Raw genomic sequence first — 17,809 nt, 5'->3', positions numbered from 1 at the left:
CGCTGCTCTACGGGCGCGTACCTGTGACTTCACGGTCACTGGTACGCGCCCGTCGTCGTCTTCGTGAACACCACAGAAACAGACCACCCGGTCATCATGAAACCACCTGTGGGACACACGAATACCACCGAATACGGCATTCAGCATGATCTTGATCACGCCCACGACCAGAAACCCAGGTCGATGTTGGGGCGGTGTTCACCGCGCCGCAATCTTCGCCTAGTGTGGCTCGTCGTGATCGACGCGCAAACCCTGGAATCCCGGCCCGAATCTCATTCCCTGAATTCATCAGTTCCGACGATCCGGCGGTGGCGCCCAGGATCTTGTGTCTGGTGCGGAGACGACAACTCCGTGGACATGTTCCGCAACGAACCCCGCTGTGGAAAATGTCGTGAAAACGAAGGCATCATCGACGACGCGAAGCGCTTCCTCGGTATGTACGGTCTGCGCCCGCTCGGCGGCACGCTGCAGTCCGACGACGACGAAGAACGCGAGTACCGCGTCAACGCTCGCGAGGCTCGCCGAGTTCTGAACGAGATCCGCATGGACGTCCTTCCCGATGCGGCCGCCGTTCGCAAGGCAATTCGGCCCCGTGCCGCAACGGTTGTCGCCGACACGTCACCCGCACGGGCTTCCCGCCCCGCCAGCACGGGCACAGCGACGCGCGTTGCCGCTCCGGTCAAGACGGACACCGTGGACATCGACACGCTCCAGGCTCGCGTCCTAGGGCTTCTCGATCAGCTCGGTTCGATCGACGAGCAGATCAAGGTCGCCGAACTCGCACAAGGGTTGCCGGCGCGCGCGCGACTGAGCGATCTCAACAAGCAGAAGGCCACGGTTCTTCGCACGCTGGCCGCTCTCGAGAAGGCTCGCATCGCCGCCTCCAACTAATTCCTTCGCGTCCGTCCCACGGCCCCGTCTCCCTTGCGAGACGGGGCCGTTCTGTATGAGCAGGTACCTTTACGAATCGTGAATGACATCACCATCACCTTTGTCGTGCTTGCACTGGTCGTGGCGCTGTTCGTGATCGGCCGAATCCCGGTCGGCATCATCGCGATCGGCACTGCCCTGGCGCTCTACGCCACCGGTGTCATCACGATGGAGCAGGCGCTTGCCGGATTCGGCGATCCCACGGTGGTGTTCATCGCCGCGCTCTTCGTCGTCAGCGAAGCCCTCGACGCCACCGGTGTCACCACGTGGGCGGGCGAGAAATTGCTGGCAAAAGTCGGTGAATCCCGAGTCCGTCTCTTGAGTGCGATCATGTTGCTGGTTGCCGCGTTGACCGCATTGATCAGCGTCAACGGAGCCGTAGCCGCGTTGGTGCCGATGGTGGTCGTCTTGGCAGTGCGTCTCGGTAAGTCGACGTCACAACTGCTTCTGCCGTTGGCATTTGCCGCCCATGCCGGTTCGATGCTCACCTTGACCGGAACACCGGTCAACATCATCGTTTCCGAAGCCGCCGAGGAATCCGGGGCCGGTGCTTTCGGGTTCTTCAGTTTCACCTTGGTCGGTGCGCCGCTCGTATTGGGAACGATCGCGATCGCCGTACTTCTCGGTCCTCACGTCCTCCCCCATCGTGCGGGGACGTCGATGTCGCCTGACCTGAGTCGGCACGCCAAGACCCTCGCGAAGCAGTATCAGTTGATGGGCAAGGATGCGCCGTCCGCAGAGCCCTTGATCACCAAGCACGACGGTGTGGTCGAAGTGATAATCCCGCCGCGCTCGGAAATGATCGGCGACAGGGCTTTTCCCGGCATGGTGACCGACAGTGGCGATCTGGTGATCCTCGCGGTCCAGCGTGCCGGTGAGGACTGCGGCCCGAAGGGCGTCAAGTTGGCGGCAGGTGACACGCTCCTCCTGCAAGGCAGCTGGGACGATCTCGACACCCACACCGCGGTCGATCCGAATGTCCTCGTGGTCGACGCACCTGGTCAGATCCGTAAGCAGGCAGCGCCGTTGGGAACTCGCGCGGTCATCGCCCTCGTCGTCGTCGCGGCGATGGTCGTGTTGCTGACCTTCGGATTGGTGCCGTCGGCGATAGCCGGACTCCTCGCGGCGTGTGCGATGGTTTTGTTACGAGTGATCAGCGTGGAGCAAGCGCATCGGTCCATCTCGTGGACCACGTTGATTCTCGTCGGCGGAATGATCCCGCTCTCGACCGCGATCCAGCAGACCGGCGCAGCCGAGAAACTCGCTCATGCCTTCGTCGACGTCGTCGGTGGTGCAAGCCCGTATGTCGTCGTCGCCGGACTCTTCGTCGTGACGGCGACGCTGGGTCAGCTGATCAGCAACACCGCGACCGCGCTGATCATCACGCCGATCGCCATCTCGGTCGCCAGCGAACTCGATATCTCGGTGCTGCCCCTTCTGATGACGGTGACCGTCGCTGCCGCAGCCTCCTTCCTGACGCCCGTCGCCACTCCCGCGAACATGATGGTGATGGGACCTGGCGGATACAAGTTCGGCGACTACTGGAAGCTCGGACTCCCGATGTTGTTGTGGTTCCTGGTAGTTGCGACGGTGTTGATCCCAGTGATCTGGAGTTTCTGATGTGCTCACCGAAGGTGTTGTCGGAGGTCTACGAATCGATCGGACGAGAGGGCAGGAAAGTCAGCCGACGATCGATGTTCGCGGCGCTCGGCACTACTGCGCTCGGTGCGACCGTCGTGGCCGGCGCGGTGCAGCCCATCGCGTCGGCAGCGCCATCGGGTCGGACCATCGTCGATCTGACCCATGTACTGACGCCGGATTTCCCGGTGTGGCCGGGCGCGCGCTCGTTCGAGATGAGGAACCTGGCGAAGATCGCCGACGCCGGCGGGTCCCTGGGCTCGCTCGGGTCCTCTGGTTTCGGGGGAAACTTCTACCTCAACGAACTCCGCCTCGAGGAACACACCGGTACGCACATCGACGCGCCCGCGCACGCCAGTGCGGACGGAATCACCGTCGAGAAGATTCCGGTCGCCGACCTCGTCGTACCGATTGCGGTCGTCGATATCAGCGCCCGAGCCGCCGTCGACCCTGACGCGTTGCTCACCCTCCAGGACATCCTCGATTGGGAAGCCGTCCACGGGACGATCTCTCCTCGCAGCCTGGTGGCGATGAACTCGGGCTGGGATACCCGGGCCGGTGCCGGCGGAGCCTTCACGAATCGAGATGTACACGGCGTGCAACACACTCCGGGATTCGCCCCCGAAGCGATCGACTTTCTCGTCCGCGAGCGCGACATAGTGGCCGTGGGTTCTGACACTCTCAGCATCGACGCGGGCCGAAGCACCACCCACGGGGCTCACCGAAGCGCTTTGGGCTCAGGAAAGTACGCAGTCGAAGCCCTCGCGAACCTGTCCGCACTTCCGGCCGTCGGCGCCACGGTGATGGTGGGAGCGCCGACGCATGCGGGTGGTTCGGGTGGTCCGTGCCGGGTCATCGCCTGGTATTGAAGATCAGGGCGTTGGCGTCACCCGCAGCACCTTGTCGCCTGCTCCGTTGTCGGTGGTCACCAGGAGCGAGCCGTCCGGCGTCGGAGTCACCGAGCGCAAGCGCCCGAACTGGTTCACCAATCCGAAGGTCTGCGCGTCGACCGAGCGTCCGTCGGCACTGAGGCGGAGGAAAATCAGTTCCTTGCTCTTGAGACCACCTATTACGAGCGCACCGTCCCAGGCACCCCACGCGGCTCCGCCCGTGAAGGCAGCGCTGGCGGTAGCCAACGTGGAGCTACCCGAACGCCACACCGCCGCAATTGCTCCCGGCACTCGCACCGGATCGGTCATCGGCACGGATTCGTCGTACGTTCCGGGAAGCCGATCCGGGCGGTAGCCGTAATTTCCGCCGGGGGTAAGCAGATTGACTTCGTCGTCGACGCTTGTGCCCTGTTCAACCGAGTAGACCCGGCCGGTTCCAGGTTGCACGGCCAAGCCTTGGACGTTGCGATGCCCGAGCGTGTAGACGGGGCTGCCTGCATTCGGATTCCCCGCTGCTGGAGATCCGTCGGCGTTGATGTGCAAGACCTTGCCGCCCAACGAATTCGGATCCTGCGGAACGCTCGGCGTCGCGGTGTCACCCGTCCCGACGAACAGCGTTCCGTCCTGGGCCGCCAGAATTCGGCAACCCCCGTGACGCCCGGACGAGACCGGGATTCCTGGCAATACGGTTCCGGTTCGAGTGAGGGCGGTCCATCCGGCGTCGACGGTCCACGAGATCACTCGAACGTCCGTGACTCCCCCAGCGCTGAATCCCTGGCAGGTGTACAGGGTGCGCGACTGAGCGAAGTCGCGAGCAAGCGCGATGCCCATGAGCCCGGTTTCGGACTGAGCGTAGAGATCCGAAAGGTCAGCAGAGACTGGACCTGTCGTGTTGTCGCCTCGGCGAACGAAGAATCCACCGGACCGTTGTCCCGTCAGGATCGCGCCGTCCGGGGCTGCCACGACGTCCCAGGGGTGATCGAGTCCGTCGACGAGTGTGGTGACCGACAGCTGCGGGAGGGTGTTCTCTATGGGAATGTCCGGGTCGTCACCGCCCAGCGATCCGGTACTGCCGTTGCCGAAACTGCCGGGGTCGAAGGGGAAGGGTTGAGCCACGCTCTGCGTTACCGGCATCACCAGTACTGCAGTCAGGGCCACGGTCAATGCGGCGAGCTTCGGATGACGCACGCGTTCTCCTCGGGTCGGAAACCGTTCTGCGCCTCACTATAAACAGACAAATCGGTCTGCGCTGCCGGAACCGAGCGCACAGAAGTCCTTCCCAGACGCGGAAACCCGCGTTTCGAGTCGATTAGTGAACGCTCACGCCCGCTGCGCGCACAACAGCGCGAAGCGCTGATCCTGATCCGTCCACACCTTCCGTACCCCAAATCCCGCGGATGCGAGCTCCGCGGCAATCCCGTCCTCGGTGAACTTCGCCGAGATCTCGGTGCGCAGCTGCTCGCCCGCTGCGAAGGTGATCTCCAGATCCAGGTCGTCGATATGCACCGAGAGTTCACGAAGTGCTTCCAACCGCATTTCGATCCACTGGTTCTCGGCATCCCAGAGCGCGACGTGACGGAAGTCTTCCAAGGGAAAGTTCGCTCCCAGTTGCTTGTTCAGGACCGCGAGAACGTTGAGGTTGAACTGCGCAGTCACGCCGGCAGCGTCGTCGTAGGCGGGCACGAGAACAGCCGGATCGATCACCAATCCCACACCCAGGATCAGGTTCTCCCCCGGAGCGAGCACCGCTGCGATCCCCGAGAGGAACTCGGCTCGTTCTGCGGGAACGAGATTACCGAGAGTTCCGCCGAGAAAAGCGACCGCGCGCCGTCCACCACCGGGCAGATGATGCAGCGAACCCGTGAAATCGCTGACCACTCCGAGCACGTCGATTCCGGGAAACTCGGCACCGACTTGCTGCGCCGCGCCTTCGAGGGCCGTCACCGAAACATCCTGCGGTACATACGTTCGCAGAGTTCCGCGAGCCGTCATCGCGTCGAGGAGTAACCGCGTCTTCTCCGAGGAACCTGAACCCAGTTCGATCAGGATCTCGGGTTCGGTCAACGCCGCGATCTCGTCGGCGTACTGCGTGAGCAGGCCGCGTTCGGTACGGGTGGGGTAATACTCGGGTAAGGCCGTGATCTCCTCGAACAGTTCACTTCCACGCGCGTCGTAGAACCATTTGGGCGAGAGCCACTTCGGCGTTGCGCTGAGCCCCTCCCTGGCCTCGGCTCGCAGTGCGTCGACCGATTCGGCCGGTGTCAGATAAACCTCGAGCGTAGGGGTTTTCATTTTTCTCCCATCGGGATCGGGGTGATGATCACATGGCCGGGACGCGCGCAGACGATGTGCCGGTCCGGCACCTGCTCCCAGTCCGGGGATCGATCGAACGGTTCGGAAACGATCAGGGCCCGCGACTCGTCGACCCGCGTGTACAACGTGTGGCCCCACGCCGTGGCCCACAGTTCCTGCCCGTCGCCGAACAGGAGGTTCAATCGTGAATCCGGCGCCGCCGCAGCCACATCGTGAACGAGGCTCGTCACGGCGACCTCCGCGGGCTTCGACTTCAACCGATGCCGAAGCACTGTCCACAACAAGGCAGCATCCGTCGGGGCGGGCATCTTCAGCAGTTCGACGGCCGGAACTTCTGCCGCCAAGTCTGCGAGTGATCCAGGCCAACCGGATACCGCTCCGTTGTGACTGAAAGCGTAGGTTCCGTCGACGAACGGTGCGCAGGCACCGATCTCGACGGCCATCCCCTCCGTCGCGGAACGCACGGCGGCGAGGACGGCTCCGGAACCGATGTGGGACAACGTCTCGTCGACTGTCGGGTCCGACCAGATCGGCGAGATACTGCGGTACCGTCCCTGTCTTCCACCGTTCCACCACACCGCACCGAATCCGTCGGCATTGATGGTCCCGCCGCCGCGCATCTCGCGAGGTGCCCACGACTGTCGCATCAGTGAGTTCTCGCCGTCGTGGATGAGTTCACGAACCGAACGTGCCGGCCCGAGATACCCGAGGTGCCGACACATGTCAGGGTCTACCCGAAATCGTTCTGGCGCAACGAAAACCCGAGAAGATCTGGCGCCTGATCGGATGGTCCCAGTTACGGAACGTCCCACGACAGGCAACGCTGTCGGTCCCGAACGATCCCCCTCGCAACACCTTGTAGTCGCCGCCGAAGAATACCTCCGAGTACTCCCGATACGGGAATGCCCGGAAACCCGGATACGGATGGAAACCCGAAGACGTCCACTCCCATACGTCGCCGATCAACTGCTCGACACCCGCTGCTGACGCCCCTGCTGGGTAAGAACCGACGCCGGCGGGGCCGAGATGGCGTTGACCGAGATTGGCGAGATTCTCGTCTGCGGACACGTCCCCCCAGGGGAACCGTCGTGATCTTCCGGATTCCGGATCCCAGCGCGCGGCCTTTTCCCATTCCGCCTCGGTGGGAAGCCGTTTGCCTGCCCAGCCGGCGTAGGCCTCAGCCTCGTAGTAGCTCACATGCACTACCGGCTTGTCCGGCGGAACCGGAGCCTCGACGCCGAAAGTCTCGTGCCACCAACCCGAACTGTCGTGTTCCCAGAACAGGGGTGCACGAAGTTTCGCGTCGACGCGATGCCGCCAACCGTCGCGAGACCACAGTTCCGGTCGGGAATACCCGCCGTCCTCGATGAATTCGACGAACTGCCCGTTCGTGACCGGGAATCTGTCGATCGCGAAGTCGGTGAGATAGACCTGATGCGCAGTGCGCTCGTTGTCGAGTGCCCACGGTTCGTCGTCGGTCCCCATGACGAAGGGGCCGGCCGCGATGGTGACCTCGTCGAGTTCCGGCATGCGGGCCGCTTGCGGAGCGGGAGTCGCAACGAGTGCCGTGGGTCCCGAACGCAATTGGTGGGTCGCGAGCATGGTCTCGGCGTGTTGCTGCTCGTGCTGCGCGATCATCCCGAAGGCAAAACCGTCCACGTCGAGTTCTGTGCGACCGAACGTGCTGGCTTCGAGCACATCCCAGACCTTTCCACGGACCGTACGTACGTATTCGCGCGCCTCGGCCGGGTTGAGCAGGGGAAGTGTGGGTCTCGACGATCTCGAATGCTTGAAAGCGTCGTACAGCTCGTCTATGTCGCTACGCACCGGATCGCGGCCACCGACGTCGCGCACCAACCAGAGTTCCTCTTGATTGCCGATGTGAGCCAGGTCCCACACGAGTGGACTCATCAACGGGGAATGCTGAGCGATCAATTCGGTATCGTCGACGCAGTCGGTGAGCAGAGTCGACCGCTCACGCGCTCGCAGAAGTACGGCTTCGACCGCTTCCTTGGTGATCTCCCCCGTCATGTGTCGCTCTCACCGGGCACGATTGCGCGACAACACCGTTCGGCTGCGGCATCGAGAAGACGAACGAACTGCGGCTCCGGCGCATACGACGCGGCAAGCGACATCAGAGAGGTTGCAGCCGAACGCAGTTCGACATCGTCCAATCCGTACTCCGCCGCGTCTCGCCACCGCCCGGCCGTAGATGCTGCAGCATCACTGGCCTCCCTCATCACGGCAGGCCCGGACAGCAACGCGTCGATCGCTGCTACCGGTACTCGCCACAGATCTCCCGGCTGCGCATCGATGTAGCGAACCTCCAGATGCCCGACGGCGCGAACCGGCGGGAACAGCGTAGACAGGTGATAGTCCAAGTCTGCCCAGACGGGTCGGCGTCCGATCTCGGCATCCACAGCGCCGTCTATCCAGTCTCCGAAAGTGGCACCCCGCGGAGCCGTCCAATCGTCACCCTCGTTTCGCACACACATCAGCGGAACATCGAGCGCCCAGCCGGCGTAGTCCTGCACTTGCGGGACTGCGACCGTTCGCCAGGAATCGAGTTCGAGCCACGTCCGCATGCGTTGGGACGCCCAATCTCCCTTCGGAACCCCTTGCAAGCGTGGAGAACACGCAAACGCTGCGATGAGAGCCGGGCCCATGTCCCCGAGGAGCCGCCAACGCTGGGCGATGGACTCCGGGCTGCCGCCGGCATCGACACTGATCTGTACTGCCGCGGTATTGCACATCATCAAGGTGCCGTACGGTCCTATCCCGGCGAAGCGGGATTCCATTGCGCAATAACGCGGCAGCCGGAGAATCCGGGAAGGTGGGCGGGCGACGTCGGCCGCCGCCGAACTGATTTCGATGGAGTACGGCGCGAGGAGTGTTTCGAGAGTACGACGGTCGTCGTCGAGGCAGTCACACAGTTCGCGAGCGGACGTGCGCGGCGCTGAGGAGAGTTCTATTTGTCCGCCAGGTTCTACGGTGACGAGGCTGCCACGCGGAAGCGGTGCCGCCGGTGAATCCGGGTCGATACTGGTGGGTGCATGTCGCCCGAGTGCCCTTGCCAGAGTCGCGGCTGACGGCCTCTCTCCACCGGGAACGTGGCTGGTCAGCCACTCGAGCTCAGCTCCTACCAAGCGGGGTGGCCCCTGTTTGAAGCACACACCACCGACGTAGGCCTCGGCCGCAGGACGCGAATCCACCTGCGTGGTCTGTGCTGCTGTCAACGCTGCTGTCACCATTCGACTTCCCCTTCGGGCGGTCTTCGCGGTCGCTACCGACGATAGAACGCCAACGTCCGAGATGCACCCTTTGTGGTGTTACGTGTCGTTGAATTTCTTCAGTCGTATCCACCGGTACCCACAACCGGCCAGAACAACACCTACCCCGGAAACAACCGCGATCCACGGAAGTGTGACCACCAGAACGACACAACCAGCCGCGCCGACCGCTTGCAGCCACTTCGGATACATCCGGTCCACCCCGCGCTGGCTGTACGCACTCACGTTCGCGACGAGGTAGTAGAGCAGCACTCCGAACGACGAAAAGCCGATCACCCCACGAAGATCGGTTGTCGACACCAAAACGATCACGACAGCACCGACCACAAGTTCCGCATGGTGAGGTACCTCGAACCGTGGGTGGACTGCTGAGAGGGCAACCGGCAGATCACGCTCGCGTGCCATCGCCATCGCCGTACGGCTCACCCCCGCGATCAGAGCCAGCAGCGCCCCCGCCGATGCCGCCGCGGCACCGATCACCACTACGGGAACCGCCCAGTTCCACCCGGTCGCGCCCACTGCATCGGCCAAGGGCCGTGCCGAGTTCGCCAGCCGATCAGGCCCCATCGTCACCAACAGCACCACCGCTACCAGTGCATACAGGATGACGGCGACGGTGAGAGCAATCAGGATCGCCCGCGGAATCGTGCGGCGCGGATCGCGCACTTCCTCCCCCAGCGTTGCGATCCTGGCGTAGCCGGCGAAGGCGAAGAACAGCAGCCCCGCCGATTGCAGGATTCCGTACCACGACCCGAACGTGAGATCCGGGAGCTCGCGCACTGCACCAGGACCGACGACGGCAACCAGCAGCGCTACGCACAGTGCTGTCGCCGACACAGCGACGATCACCCTGGCCATGTGCGCCGTCCGCGTCACTCCGCGGTAGTTGACTGCAACCATCGCCGCCACCACCAATACCGCGACGGGAACACGCCAGGCGGTAGGCGCAACATACGTCGCGAAAGTCAGGGCCATTGCCGCGCAACTCGCGGTCTTCCCGATCACGAACGACCAGCCTGCGGCAAACCCCCACCATGGTCCGAGCTGCTCACGTCCGTAGACGTAGGTCCCACCCGACATGGGGTATCTGGCCGCAAGCTGCGCCGACGACGTCGCGTTGCAGAATGCGATGAACGCTGCAATCGCCAGGCCCACAAGCAACCCGGTACCGGCCACCGCGGCAGCGGGCGCGAACACCACGAAGACTCCGGCGCCGATCATCGCGCCGAGGCCGATCACCACGGCATCGGACGTGCCCAGCCTTCGCTCCATCGGGACAGCTTCGTTCACAGGTAGTTTGAACCACACCGACATGAACGGAAGGTGCCATGTTCGATCTCGACACGATCCGCCGCGACACTCCCGGATGCCTCGACAAGGTGTTCCTCGACAGCGCGGGATCCTCGCTCCCACCCGAGCCGGTGCTGACCACGATGATCGAGCACCTGCGACGTGAAGCCGACGTCGGCGGATACGTCGCAGCTGCTCGTCAGAGCGGCGCCCTGGCTGCTGTTCCGCATTCGCTGGCCCGGGTCATCGGCGCTCAGGCAACCGATATCGCGTTGACGGACAGCGCGACCCGCGCGTGGAACGACTTCTTCGCCTCGGTTTCGCTCGGACCTGGTGATCGAATCCTCATCAGCGGAGTCGAATACGCGAGCAACGCCATCGCCGCGCTGGGGCGGGCGCGTTCGACCGGCGCCCACGTCGAGATCATCCCGAGCGATCAGTACGGACGCATCGACCTCGACGCACTCGAGAACATGCTCGACGATCGGGTTCGCCTCGTCTCCGTCGTCCACGTCCCCACCAACGGCGGCCTGATCAACCCCGTCCGCGAGGTCGTCGAATTGGCCAGAGCCCATGGCTCTCTCGTTCTGCTCGACGCGTGCCAGTCCTTCGGCCAGTTGCCCATCCACGTCACCGAACTCGGCATCGACGCCCTCAGCGCCACCGGCCGCAAGTGGCTCCGCGGGCCACGCGGAACCGGATTCCTGTACGTCCGCCCCGGACTCGTCGACGCGCTCGAACCCGCTGCGATGGACCTGCACGGAGCGGAATGGACGAGCGAGAACAGCTTCGTCCCCGCACCGGACGCAACACGATTCGAACTCTGGGAGACGAGTGTCGCTGCGCGCCTGGGTCTTGGCGTCGCCGCCGATTATCTGCTCTCGATCGGCACCGACACGGTGTGGGCACAGATCGAATCCAGAGCAGTCGCGCTGCGGCAAGGGCTGGCATCGATTCCCGGAGTCGACGTCCACGATCGAGGAACCCAGCTGAGCGGCATCGTTTCCTTCACCGTCGAAGGTTTTTCCGAGCACCTCGTGCGGGATCAGCTTGCAGCACAGAACATCACCGTCACCGTCAGCGGTCGCGGGTCCACGCTCCTCGACATGGATGCACGCGGGCTCGACGCCGTGGTTCGCGCATCGCCGCACTACTTCGTCGACGAAGCGGACCTGGACGCATTCCTTGGCGCGGTCAGGAGATTACAAACCTCCCGTTGACCGGGACCACACCTGATCCGCGGAAGTCGAAACTGCAACTGTGTGGCGATCAGTAGTTTCGTCTTCCGAAAGGACGCTTCGCATGGCCGACCCGACCGTCAGACCGATCTCCGCTGCAGACATCACCACCTGGGACTACGAGGCCGACGTCGTCGTCGCGGGATACGGCATCGCCGGCGTCACCGCTGCGATCGAAGCAGCGCGTGCGGGCGCCGAGGTGCTCGTCCTGGAGCGGACGGGCGGTTGGGGCGGAGCCGCGTCACTGGCTGGTGGATTCATCTACCTGGGCGGTGGAACGCCGTTGCAGAAGGCGTGCGGGTTCGAGGACTCGGTCGAGAACATGAAGACGTTCATGAAGGCAGCGCTCGGCCCCGGAACCGACGACACGAAGATCGACGCGTACTGCGAGGGCAGCGTCGATCACTACAACTGGCTCGTCGACGCCGGCGTCCCGTTCAAGGAATCGTTCTGGGGTCAGCCCGGCTGGGAACCGCCGTACGACGACGGCCTCATGTACTCAGGCGGCGAAAACGCCGCACCGTTCAACGCGCTCGTCGATCCCGCGCCCCGCGGACACGTCCCGCAGATGAGCGAGAAGAAGACCGGCGAGCAGGGCGGCGGCTACATGCTGATGAAGCCACTCGTCGAGACGGCCGAAAAGCTCGGTGTCCGTGCAGAATACGATCTGCGTGTCCAGACTTTGGTGGTCGACGGCGATCGGGTCGTGGGAGTTGTCGCCAAGCGCTACGGCAAGGACGTCGCGATTCGTGCCCGCAAAGGCGTCGTGCTTGCGATGGGCAGTTTCGCGTACAACAACGAGATGGTGCGCTCGAACGCACCGCGTATCTTCGGCCACCCGGCGGCCTCGATCGAAGCGCACGACGGCCGCGCAATCCAGATCGGTCAGGCTCTGGGCGCCGACACCGCACACATGGACGCCACCGAGGTCGCGTTCTTCTGCGACCCACAGTTGATGGTGCGCGGCATTCTTGTCAACGGCCGTGGTCAGCGATACATCCCCGAAGACACCTACCCGGGCCGCATCGGACAGGCAACACTGTTCCAGCAGGACAACCAGGCATTCCTCGTGATCGACGAAGCTGCGTACGAGGAAGGCATGAATGCCGAATCGTCCAGTGCGCAGTTGCGGGCGCAGCCGACCTGGGTGGCGGAAACCGTCGAGGAACTCGAAGCCGAGATGGGGCTTCCCGCCGGATCGCTGCAATCGACCGTCGACCTCTACAACCGTCACGCGGCTGAAGGGTCCGACCCGGTGCTCGGCAAGAAGTCCGAGTGGGTCAAGCCGATCGTCGGCCCGTTCGCGGCAATCGATCTACGTGGCCGCACAGGCGGATTCACGCTGGGAGGATTGAAGACAACCGTCGATTCCGAGGTTCTGCACGTCTCGGGTGCGCCGATCCCCGGACTATTCGCAGCGGGGCGCTGCACGTCCGGTGTCTGCGCAGGTGGTTACGCCAGCGGAACCAGTCTCGGCGACGGCAGCTTCTTCGGACGTCGTGCCGGAATCAGCGCAGCGCGCTAGGTCACCACAACCCGCACGCCGTCGGCAAAGCGGTACGGCTGAGTCTGCAGAACCGCGCCGAGGTGTTTCCTCAATCTGGACACCTCGGCGCGCACTGCCACCACATGCTCGCGATCACCGAAGAGCACTTCGCTCAGGCCTGCGGCATCCACGCCAGCCGATCCCACGGCTGCCAGCGCACGCAAGATCTGAGCGTGACGCGGCGAAAGCGCGCGCGTCCAGTTTGCATCACCACGGACCGTCACCTGCGGCGATGCACCGAGTGACAGCTCGAGCTCGATCACCGGCCCGCCGACGCCGGTGCGCAACAGCCAGCCGTCACCGAGCGGCTCAGGCAGACACATCCCAAGACCTGGCACGATGACGGGCTTTCCCGCACTGGGTGCCGCCACCCGGTCAGGCGCGGCAATCCCGCTGGCGCCGGCCACCCAGCCGAACTCGTCGACCACCAATGCCGGACCCGTGCCCGCCGCGAACAATGGCGCCGCCCGCGAGCGCAGGCGATCGAGCTGAGCTGCATGCTCGCGCCACAGCGTCGCCTCCGCGAGGCGAACCGCGGTGCGAACCAGCGCGACAGTGGTGGGATGCACCGAGGCTGCGGACCCGCTGATGTCCACCACACCCAGGATCTCGCCTGTCCGGGGGTCGTGCACAGGCGAGCCGGTACATGACCAATTGTGATGCGTCGGCGCATAGTGCTCGGCCGAGAAGAGTTGCACCGCAGAATCTTCGATCAGCGCGGTACCGATCGCGTTGGTACCCACCGACTGCTCCGACCAGCGCGCGCCTTCGGCAAACCCGAGTGCGTCCGCCGCACGTTTGACGGTCTTCGCCCCTTCGCGCCAGAGCAGGACACCGTCGGCGTCGGCAACGACCACGATGAAGCCTGCGTCCTCGGCGACCTCGGTGAGCGTGGTTCGCAGTTCGGGCAGAACGCTGCGCAGCGCGGTACGCGAACGCCTCGACTCCAACTCGGAGAAATCGGCGACAGCGGACGCGCCGCAATGATCGGGCGCGAGCCCACCCGCAGCCACCCGCGACCACGATCGCGCCACGACGGTCCGCGGCTGCGCCGGTGGTTCCTGCCCCGAGAGAACTGCGTCGTGCACCCGGCTCAGAAGGCGCGCATGCTGCGACAGGTCGGTACCCGGCACGACGGCACCGAGCCGACTGCCTTCGGGAGCGCTCCCCACGGTGGTCACTCCGTCAGGCTACCGCCTTCGATGTGACGCGAACCACGTCCACACGGCCAGGTCCCCACCACCTGCGATTAGCGGCGGGGAGCAAACTCCGGTAACGTATCCAAAGTTGTCTCGGCGAGGGTGAATCGCAGCAGTTCCACACGTTGCAGGTTTACCGTGATCGACGCGGCTACGGCTCAGCTCGAGCGTTTCGCTCCTGGCCGTGTGCGCGCCTGTCCGCCTTGCCGCAGGCAAAACCACACGTCAGTAAACCGAGCACGAACCCCGTGAGTTGTAGGAGCCGTTTCATCATGTCTGAAGAAAACAACCTCGTCGCCGTCGTCCGCACCGAATTCGGCAAGGGCGCAGCTCGCCGCGCACGTCGCGACGGCCAGGTCCCCACGGTTCTGTACGGCCACGGCGAAGATCCCCGCCACCTCAACGTGCCGGCTCGCGACTTCGCTCGCATCCTCCGCGCACAGGGCACCAACGCCATCCTCACCCTCGACATCGAGGGCACGGAGCAGGTTGCACTGACCAAGTCGGTCGTCGTGCACCCCATCCGCAGCTACATCGAGCACGCTGACCTCCTCGTCATCAAGAAGGGCGAGAAGGTCACCATCGACGTTCACGTCGTAGTCGTCGGTGACGCTGCTGCAGGCACCATGGTCGCGCAGGATGCATCGACCATCTCCATCGAGGCAGACGCCCTCCACATCCCCGAGCAGATCGAGGTCTCGGTCGAGGGCCTCGAAATCGGCACCCAGATCCTGGCAAGCCAGCTCGAACTGCCCGCCGGCTCCGTCCTGCAGGCTGACGCCGACACCCTGATCGTCAACGTCGTTGCTGCACCGACCGAGGCTGACCTCGAAGAGGGCGCAGAAGCTCCCGCCGCCGACGAGGCTGCAGAAGAGGCCTGATCCTCTCGGTTCCAACAGAACTCACTGCGCGCGGCGCGTCATTCCGATTCGGAGTGACGCGCCGTTCGTGCGTAGCAGGAAAAACAAGCCAGAAAGTAGCGTCCGTTGAGCACAGATACCGCCCTCGTCATCGGCCTGGGTAATCCCGGCCCGCAGTACGAGAAGACCCGGCACAACGTCGGCTTCATGGTCGCCGGCACCCTTGCCGGGCGCATGGGCGGAAAGTTCAACGTACACAAGAAGAGTGGCGCCGAAATCGTCGAAGGTCGCCTCGCCGGCCGACGTGTGATTCTCGGAAAACCACGCTCGTACATGAATCTCTCGGGTGGCGCGGTCGCCGGTCTCGCGCGATTCTTCTCGGTCGATGCCGCGAACATCATCGTCGTCCACGACGAACTGGATCTCGATTTCGGGACCATCAGACTCAAACTCGGCGGCGGCGAAGGCGGACACAACGGTCTGCGGTCCATTTCGAGTTCGTTGACCACCAAGGACTACCTGCGCACGCGCGTCGGGATCGGTCGCCCGCCGGGCCGAATGGACCCGGCGGACTACGTTCTCAAGCCGTTCTCGTCCACGGAGCGAAAAGAACTCGATCTCGTGTGCGAAGAAGCTGCGGATGCAGTGGAGCTACTGCTCGAACTCGGGCTCGAAGCCGCACAGAACCGCTTGCACTGACAGTCAGTTACCCAGCAGGGCAGCCGAATTGGCGCGGCGGAGCTTTCCCGACGACGTCTTCGGAATACTGCCGGGGCCCAGAACCGCAACGGCGCGAGGTCGGACACCGACGTCGGCAACCACGGCGTGGACCACTTCGCGCTCGATGCGCTTGACCTCTTCCGGATCTTCGAAAGCGTTGGTCTCGACGGCGACCGCAAAGCTCTCACGCTTCTGGCCGGCATCGAGACGGATTGCGACGGCATTTCCCGGGCGCACACCGGCAACGCTTCCGGCCGCCCGTTCGATGTCTGTGGGGTACACGTTCCGGCCGCCCATGATGATGACGTCCTTGACTCGCCCGCACACCACGACCAGTCCTTCTTCGGTGAAGTACCCGACGTCACCGGTGTCGAGCCAACCGTCGGAGTCCTGCGCCGGCTTGTGACCTTCCACCGTGACGTAACCGGGGGTCACTGCCTTGCCGCGAACCTCGATGATTCCGACGCCGCGGGCCGGAAGTACCTGGCCGTCGCGGTCGACGATGCGTCCCTCGAGGTCAGGCACCATCTTTCCGAGTGTGGCGAGGGCACGAGCGTTGGGGCGATTGGACGGCACCGCCCGAGACATCGACTCGAGGAAGTCGGGATCGACGTAGTCGAGGACCTGACCTTGATCGGGATCCGGAATCGACACGGCGAGCGTGGTTTCCGCCATTCCGTACACGGGAGCGAGCGCGGTCGGGTTCAAACCGAAACGCGCACCGGCCTCGGCGAGGGCATCCATCGTGTCGGGATCCACCGGTTCGGCGCCGTTCCACATGTATCGGACGCTGGAGAGGTCGACTGCCCCGTCTTCTGCCTGTGCGAGTCGACGAGCCAAGAGCGAGTACGCGAAGTTCGGTGCGGCGGTGACAGTTCCGCCGTACTTGCCCATGAGTTCCGCCCACAGCACCGGGGTGCGCAGGAAATCCATCGGCGTGATGCTGATGACCTCGGCGCCCACCTGCATCGGAACCGTCAGGAAGCCGACCATGCCCATGTCGTGGAAGAGCGGAAGCCAGCTCACCATCACGTCGTCCTCGATGGAGAACTTGATGCGGTTGATCATCGCGTACGCATTTGTGTAGAAGTTCTCGTGCGTGATCTGCACGGCCTTGGGCGAACCGGTGGAACCTGACGTCAACTGTTGGAGTGCGATATCCGATTCGGCCGTCTCCACGGGATCGATCGACGTTCCGCCACGAAGCTCGTCCACCGTCACGACGGTGATGCCACGCTCTTCGAGGAGCGGCCTGGCCGCGTCGAATGGTGCACCCAGAATGACGGCTTTTGCGGAGATCATGTCGATCACCGTCTCGGTGTCCTGAGCCCAGACGCCCAGATCCGTTCGGGGGGTCGGCTGATGCAGCATCGTCACCGACGCACCGCGCATCCACGTCGCCTGGCAGGCAGGCGCGATGTCGACGGGCTGTCCGGCGAGAATGCCGATCGCGACGCCGCGATCGATGCCGACCTCGGCCAGGCCACCGGCCATGCGCCGAGCTTCCTGGTGGATGTCGCCCCAGGTCTGACGGAAAGCGTTGTCGGGCTCTCCCGTCACCAGGCCGCGGTCGGTGACTGCGGCGGTCGCGTACATCTCTTCGGTGAACTTGCTCAACGCAACTCCTCGGTCAGTGTCACTCTTCGATTCAGTGCAACTCTTCGCAGGACACAAATGGCTGTGTGTTCGAACACACACATACATTGATAATCAGCGATCGTTCGCCGAGTGTTACGCCGCAGTGGCTACTGCCTCGTGGTCTGCGAGTATCCTTTCTCTGTTGTGCTGCCGCACTCTCCACCTGTCCGCGCACCGGCACGTCGCCGGCACCGACGCCCACTTCGAGAGGTTCTTCGTTGACTACCCCGTCCGACTCGACCGTCCCTTCCGACTCG

General features: G+C 64.1%; 15 protein-coding genes. 7 read left to right on the top strand and 8 right to left on the bottom strand.

Annotated features, from left to right (window positions below; genetic code table 11):
- The first annotated feature begins 234 nt into the window (after positions 1-234).
- From H351_RS11515 to H351_RS11505, 3 genes are all read left to right on the top strand, one after another.
- Positions 235-891 (top strand): hypothetical protein, encoded by a 657-nt coding sequence (locus tag H351_RS11515; protein WP_024487329.1) that lies wholly within the window; start codon positions 235-237, stop codon positions 889-891.
- Between the two features lie 78 nt (positions 892-969).
- Positions 970-2,550, top strand: coding sequence for an SLC13 family permease (locus tag H351_RS11510; protein WP_021345090.1), 1,581 nt, complete (start codon positions 970-972; stop codon positions 2,548-2,550).
- On the top strand, positions 2,550-3,437 hold the full coding sequence (locus H351_RS11505; RefSeq protein WP_029255890.1) for a cyclase family protein: 888 nt from the start codon (positions 2,550-2,552) through the stop codon (positions 3,435-3,437). Before H351_RS11510 ends, H351_RS11505 begins: the two co-directional genes overlap by 1 nt.
- 3 nt (positions 3,438-3,440) lie before the next feature.
- On the opposite strand, the gene H351_RS11500 is transcribed toward H351_RS11505, so the two are convergent.
- The 6 genes from H351_RS11500 to H351_RS11475 form a co-directional block, all read right to left on the bottom strand.
- Positions 3,441-4,646, bottom strand: a complete 1,206-nt coding sequence (locus H351_RS11500; protein ID WP_029255891.1) for a PQQ-dependent sugar dehydrogenase — start codon at positions 4,644-4,646, stop codon at positions 3,441-3,443.
- 132 nt (positions 4,647-4,778) lie between these two features.
- A complete protein-coding gene (gene egtD / locus H351_RS11495) occupies positions 4,779-5,750 on the bottom strand; it encodes an L-histidine N(alpha)-methyltransferase (protein ID WP_029255892.1) in 972 nt (323 codons plus the stop codon).
- Positions 5,747-6,493 (bottom strand): ergothioneine biosynthesis protein EgtC, encoded by a 747-nt coding sequence (gene egtC / locus H351_RS11490; RefSeq protein ID WP_029255893.1) that lies wholly within the window; start codon positions 6,491-6,493, stop codon positions 5,747-5,749. The genes egtD and egtC overlap by 4 nt, the downstream gene beginning before the upstream one ends.
- A 1-nt stretch (position 6,494) precedes the next feature.
- Entirely contained in the window at positions 6,495-7,802 is a 1,308-nt protein-coding gene (gene egtB, locus H351_RS11485) for an ergothioneine biosynthesis protein EgtB (protein WP_029255894.1), read from the bottom strand.
- Positions 7,799-9,022 carry an ergothioneine biosynthesis glutamate--cysteine ligase EgtA gene (gene egtA, locus H351_RS11480; RefSeq protein ID WP_019744662.1) on the bottom strand — a complete coding sequence of 408 codons (1,224 nt, stop codon included), beginning with the start codon at positions 9,020-9,022 and terminating at the stop codon, positions 7,799-7,801. The genes egtB and egtA overlap by 4 nt, the downstream gene beginning before the upstream one ends.
- A gap of 78 nt (positions 9,023-9,100) precedes the next feature.
- Positions 9,101-10,375, bottom strand: a complete 1,275-nt coding sequence (locus tag H351_RS11475) for an APC family permease (RefSeq protein ID WP_029255895.1) — start codon at positions 10,373-10,375, stop codon at positions 9,101-9,103.
- A 14-nt stretch (positions 10,376-10,389) separates the two neighbouring features.
- Between H351_RS11475 and H351_RS11470 the strand changes: the two genes are divergently transcribed.
- Positions 10,390-11,571: an aminotransferase class V-fold PLP-dependent enzyme gene (locus H351_RS11470; RefSeq protein ID WP_029255896.1), complete on the top strand. Its 1,182-nt coding sequence runs from the start codon at positions 10,390-10,392 to the stop codon at positions 11,569-11,571.
- 82 nt (positions 11,572-11,653) lie between these two features.
- Positions 11,654-13,114, top strand: a complete 1,461-nt coding sequence (locus H351_RS11465) for an FAD-dependent oxidoreductase (protein WP_029255897.1) — start codon at positions 11,654-11,656, stop codon at positions 13,112-13,114.
- On the opposite strand, the gene H351_RS11460 is transcribed toward H351_RS11465, so the two are convergent.
- On the bottom strand, positions 13,111-14,316 hold the full coding sequence (locus H351_RS11460; RefSeq protein WP_019744666.1) for a GAF domain-containing protein: 1,206 nt from the start codon (positions 14,314-14,316) through the stop codon (positions 13,111-13,113). The genes H351_RS11465 and H351_RS11460 overlap by 4 nt on opposite strands.
- Before the next feature lie 290 nt (positions 14,317-14,606).
- Here H351_RS11460 and H351_RS11455 point away from each other — a divergent pair, with 290 nt between their 5' ends.
- Both H351_RS11455 and pth read left to right on the top strand, forming a co-directional pair.
- Complete coding sequence (locus H351_RS11455) at positions 14,607-15,215, top strand: 50S ribosomal protein L25/general stress protein Ctc (RefSeq protein WP_020908579.1); 609 nt, start codon at positions 14,607-14,609, stop codon at positions 15,213-15,215.
- 105 nt (positions 15,216-15,320) lie between these two features.
- A complete protein-coding gene (gene pth / locus H351_RS11450; protein ID WP_003946229.1) occupies positions 15,321-15,893 on the top strand; it encodes an aminoacyl-tRNA hydrolase in 573 nt (190 codons plus the stop codon).
- A 3-nt stretch (positions 15,894-15,896) separates the two neighbouring features.
- On the opposite strand, the gene H351_RS11445 is transcribed toward pth, so the two are convergent.
- Complete coding sequence (locus H351_RS11445) at positions 15,897-17,531, bottom strand: fatty acyl-AMP ligase (protein WP_029255898.1); 1,635 nt, start codon at positions 17,529-17,531, stop codon at positions 15,897-15,899.
- Between the last annotated feature and the right edge of the window lie 278 nt (positions 17,532-17,809).

The sequence above is a fragment of the Rhodococcus erythropolis R138 genome, from assembly GCF_000696675.2.
GTDB classification, from domain to species: Bacteria; Actinomycetota; Actinomycetes; order Mycobacteriales; family Mycobacteriaceae; genus Rhodococcus_F; species Rhodococcus_F erythropolis.
This window is presented reverse-complemented; position numbering and strand designations above follow the sequence as displayed.

Bases quoted from the DNA above. Each gene is read 5' to 3' on its own strand.
- H351_RS11505 (WP_029255890.1), top strand. From the start codon at position 2,550: ATGTGCTCACCGAAGGTGTTGTCGGAGGTCTACGAATCGATCGGACGA.
- egtD (WP_029255892.1), bottom strand. From the start codon at position 5,750: ATGAAAACCCCTACGCTCGAGGTTTATCTGACACCGGCCGAATCGGTC.
- egtC (WP_029255893.1), bottom strand. From the start codon at position 6,493: ATGTGTCGGCACCTCGGGTATCTCGGGCCGGCACGTTCGGTTCGTGAA.
- egtB (WP_029255894.1), bottom strand. From the start codon at position 7,802: ATGACGGGGGAGATCACCAAGGAAGCGGTCGAAGCCGTACTTCTGCGA.
- egtA (WP_019744662.1), bottom strand. From the start codon at position 9,022: ATGGTGACAGCAGCGTTGACAGCAGCACAGACCACGCAGGTGGATTCG.
- H351_RS11475 (WP_029255895.1), bottom strand. From the start codon at position 10,375: ATGTCGGTGTGGTTCAAACTACCTGTGAACGAAGCTGTCCCGATGGAG.
- H351_RS11470 (WP_029255896.1), top strand. From the start codon at position 10,390: ATGTTCGATCTCGACACGATCCGCCGCGACACTCCCGGATGCCTCGAC.
- H351_RS11465 (WP_029255897.1), top strand. From the start codon at position 11,654: ATGGCCGACCCGACCGTCAGACCGATCTCCGCTGCAGACATCACCACC.
- H351_RS11455 (WP_020908579.1), top strand. From the start codon at position 14,607: ATGTCTGAAGAAAACAACCTCGTCGCCGTCGTCCGCACCGAATTCGGC.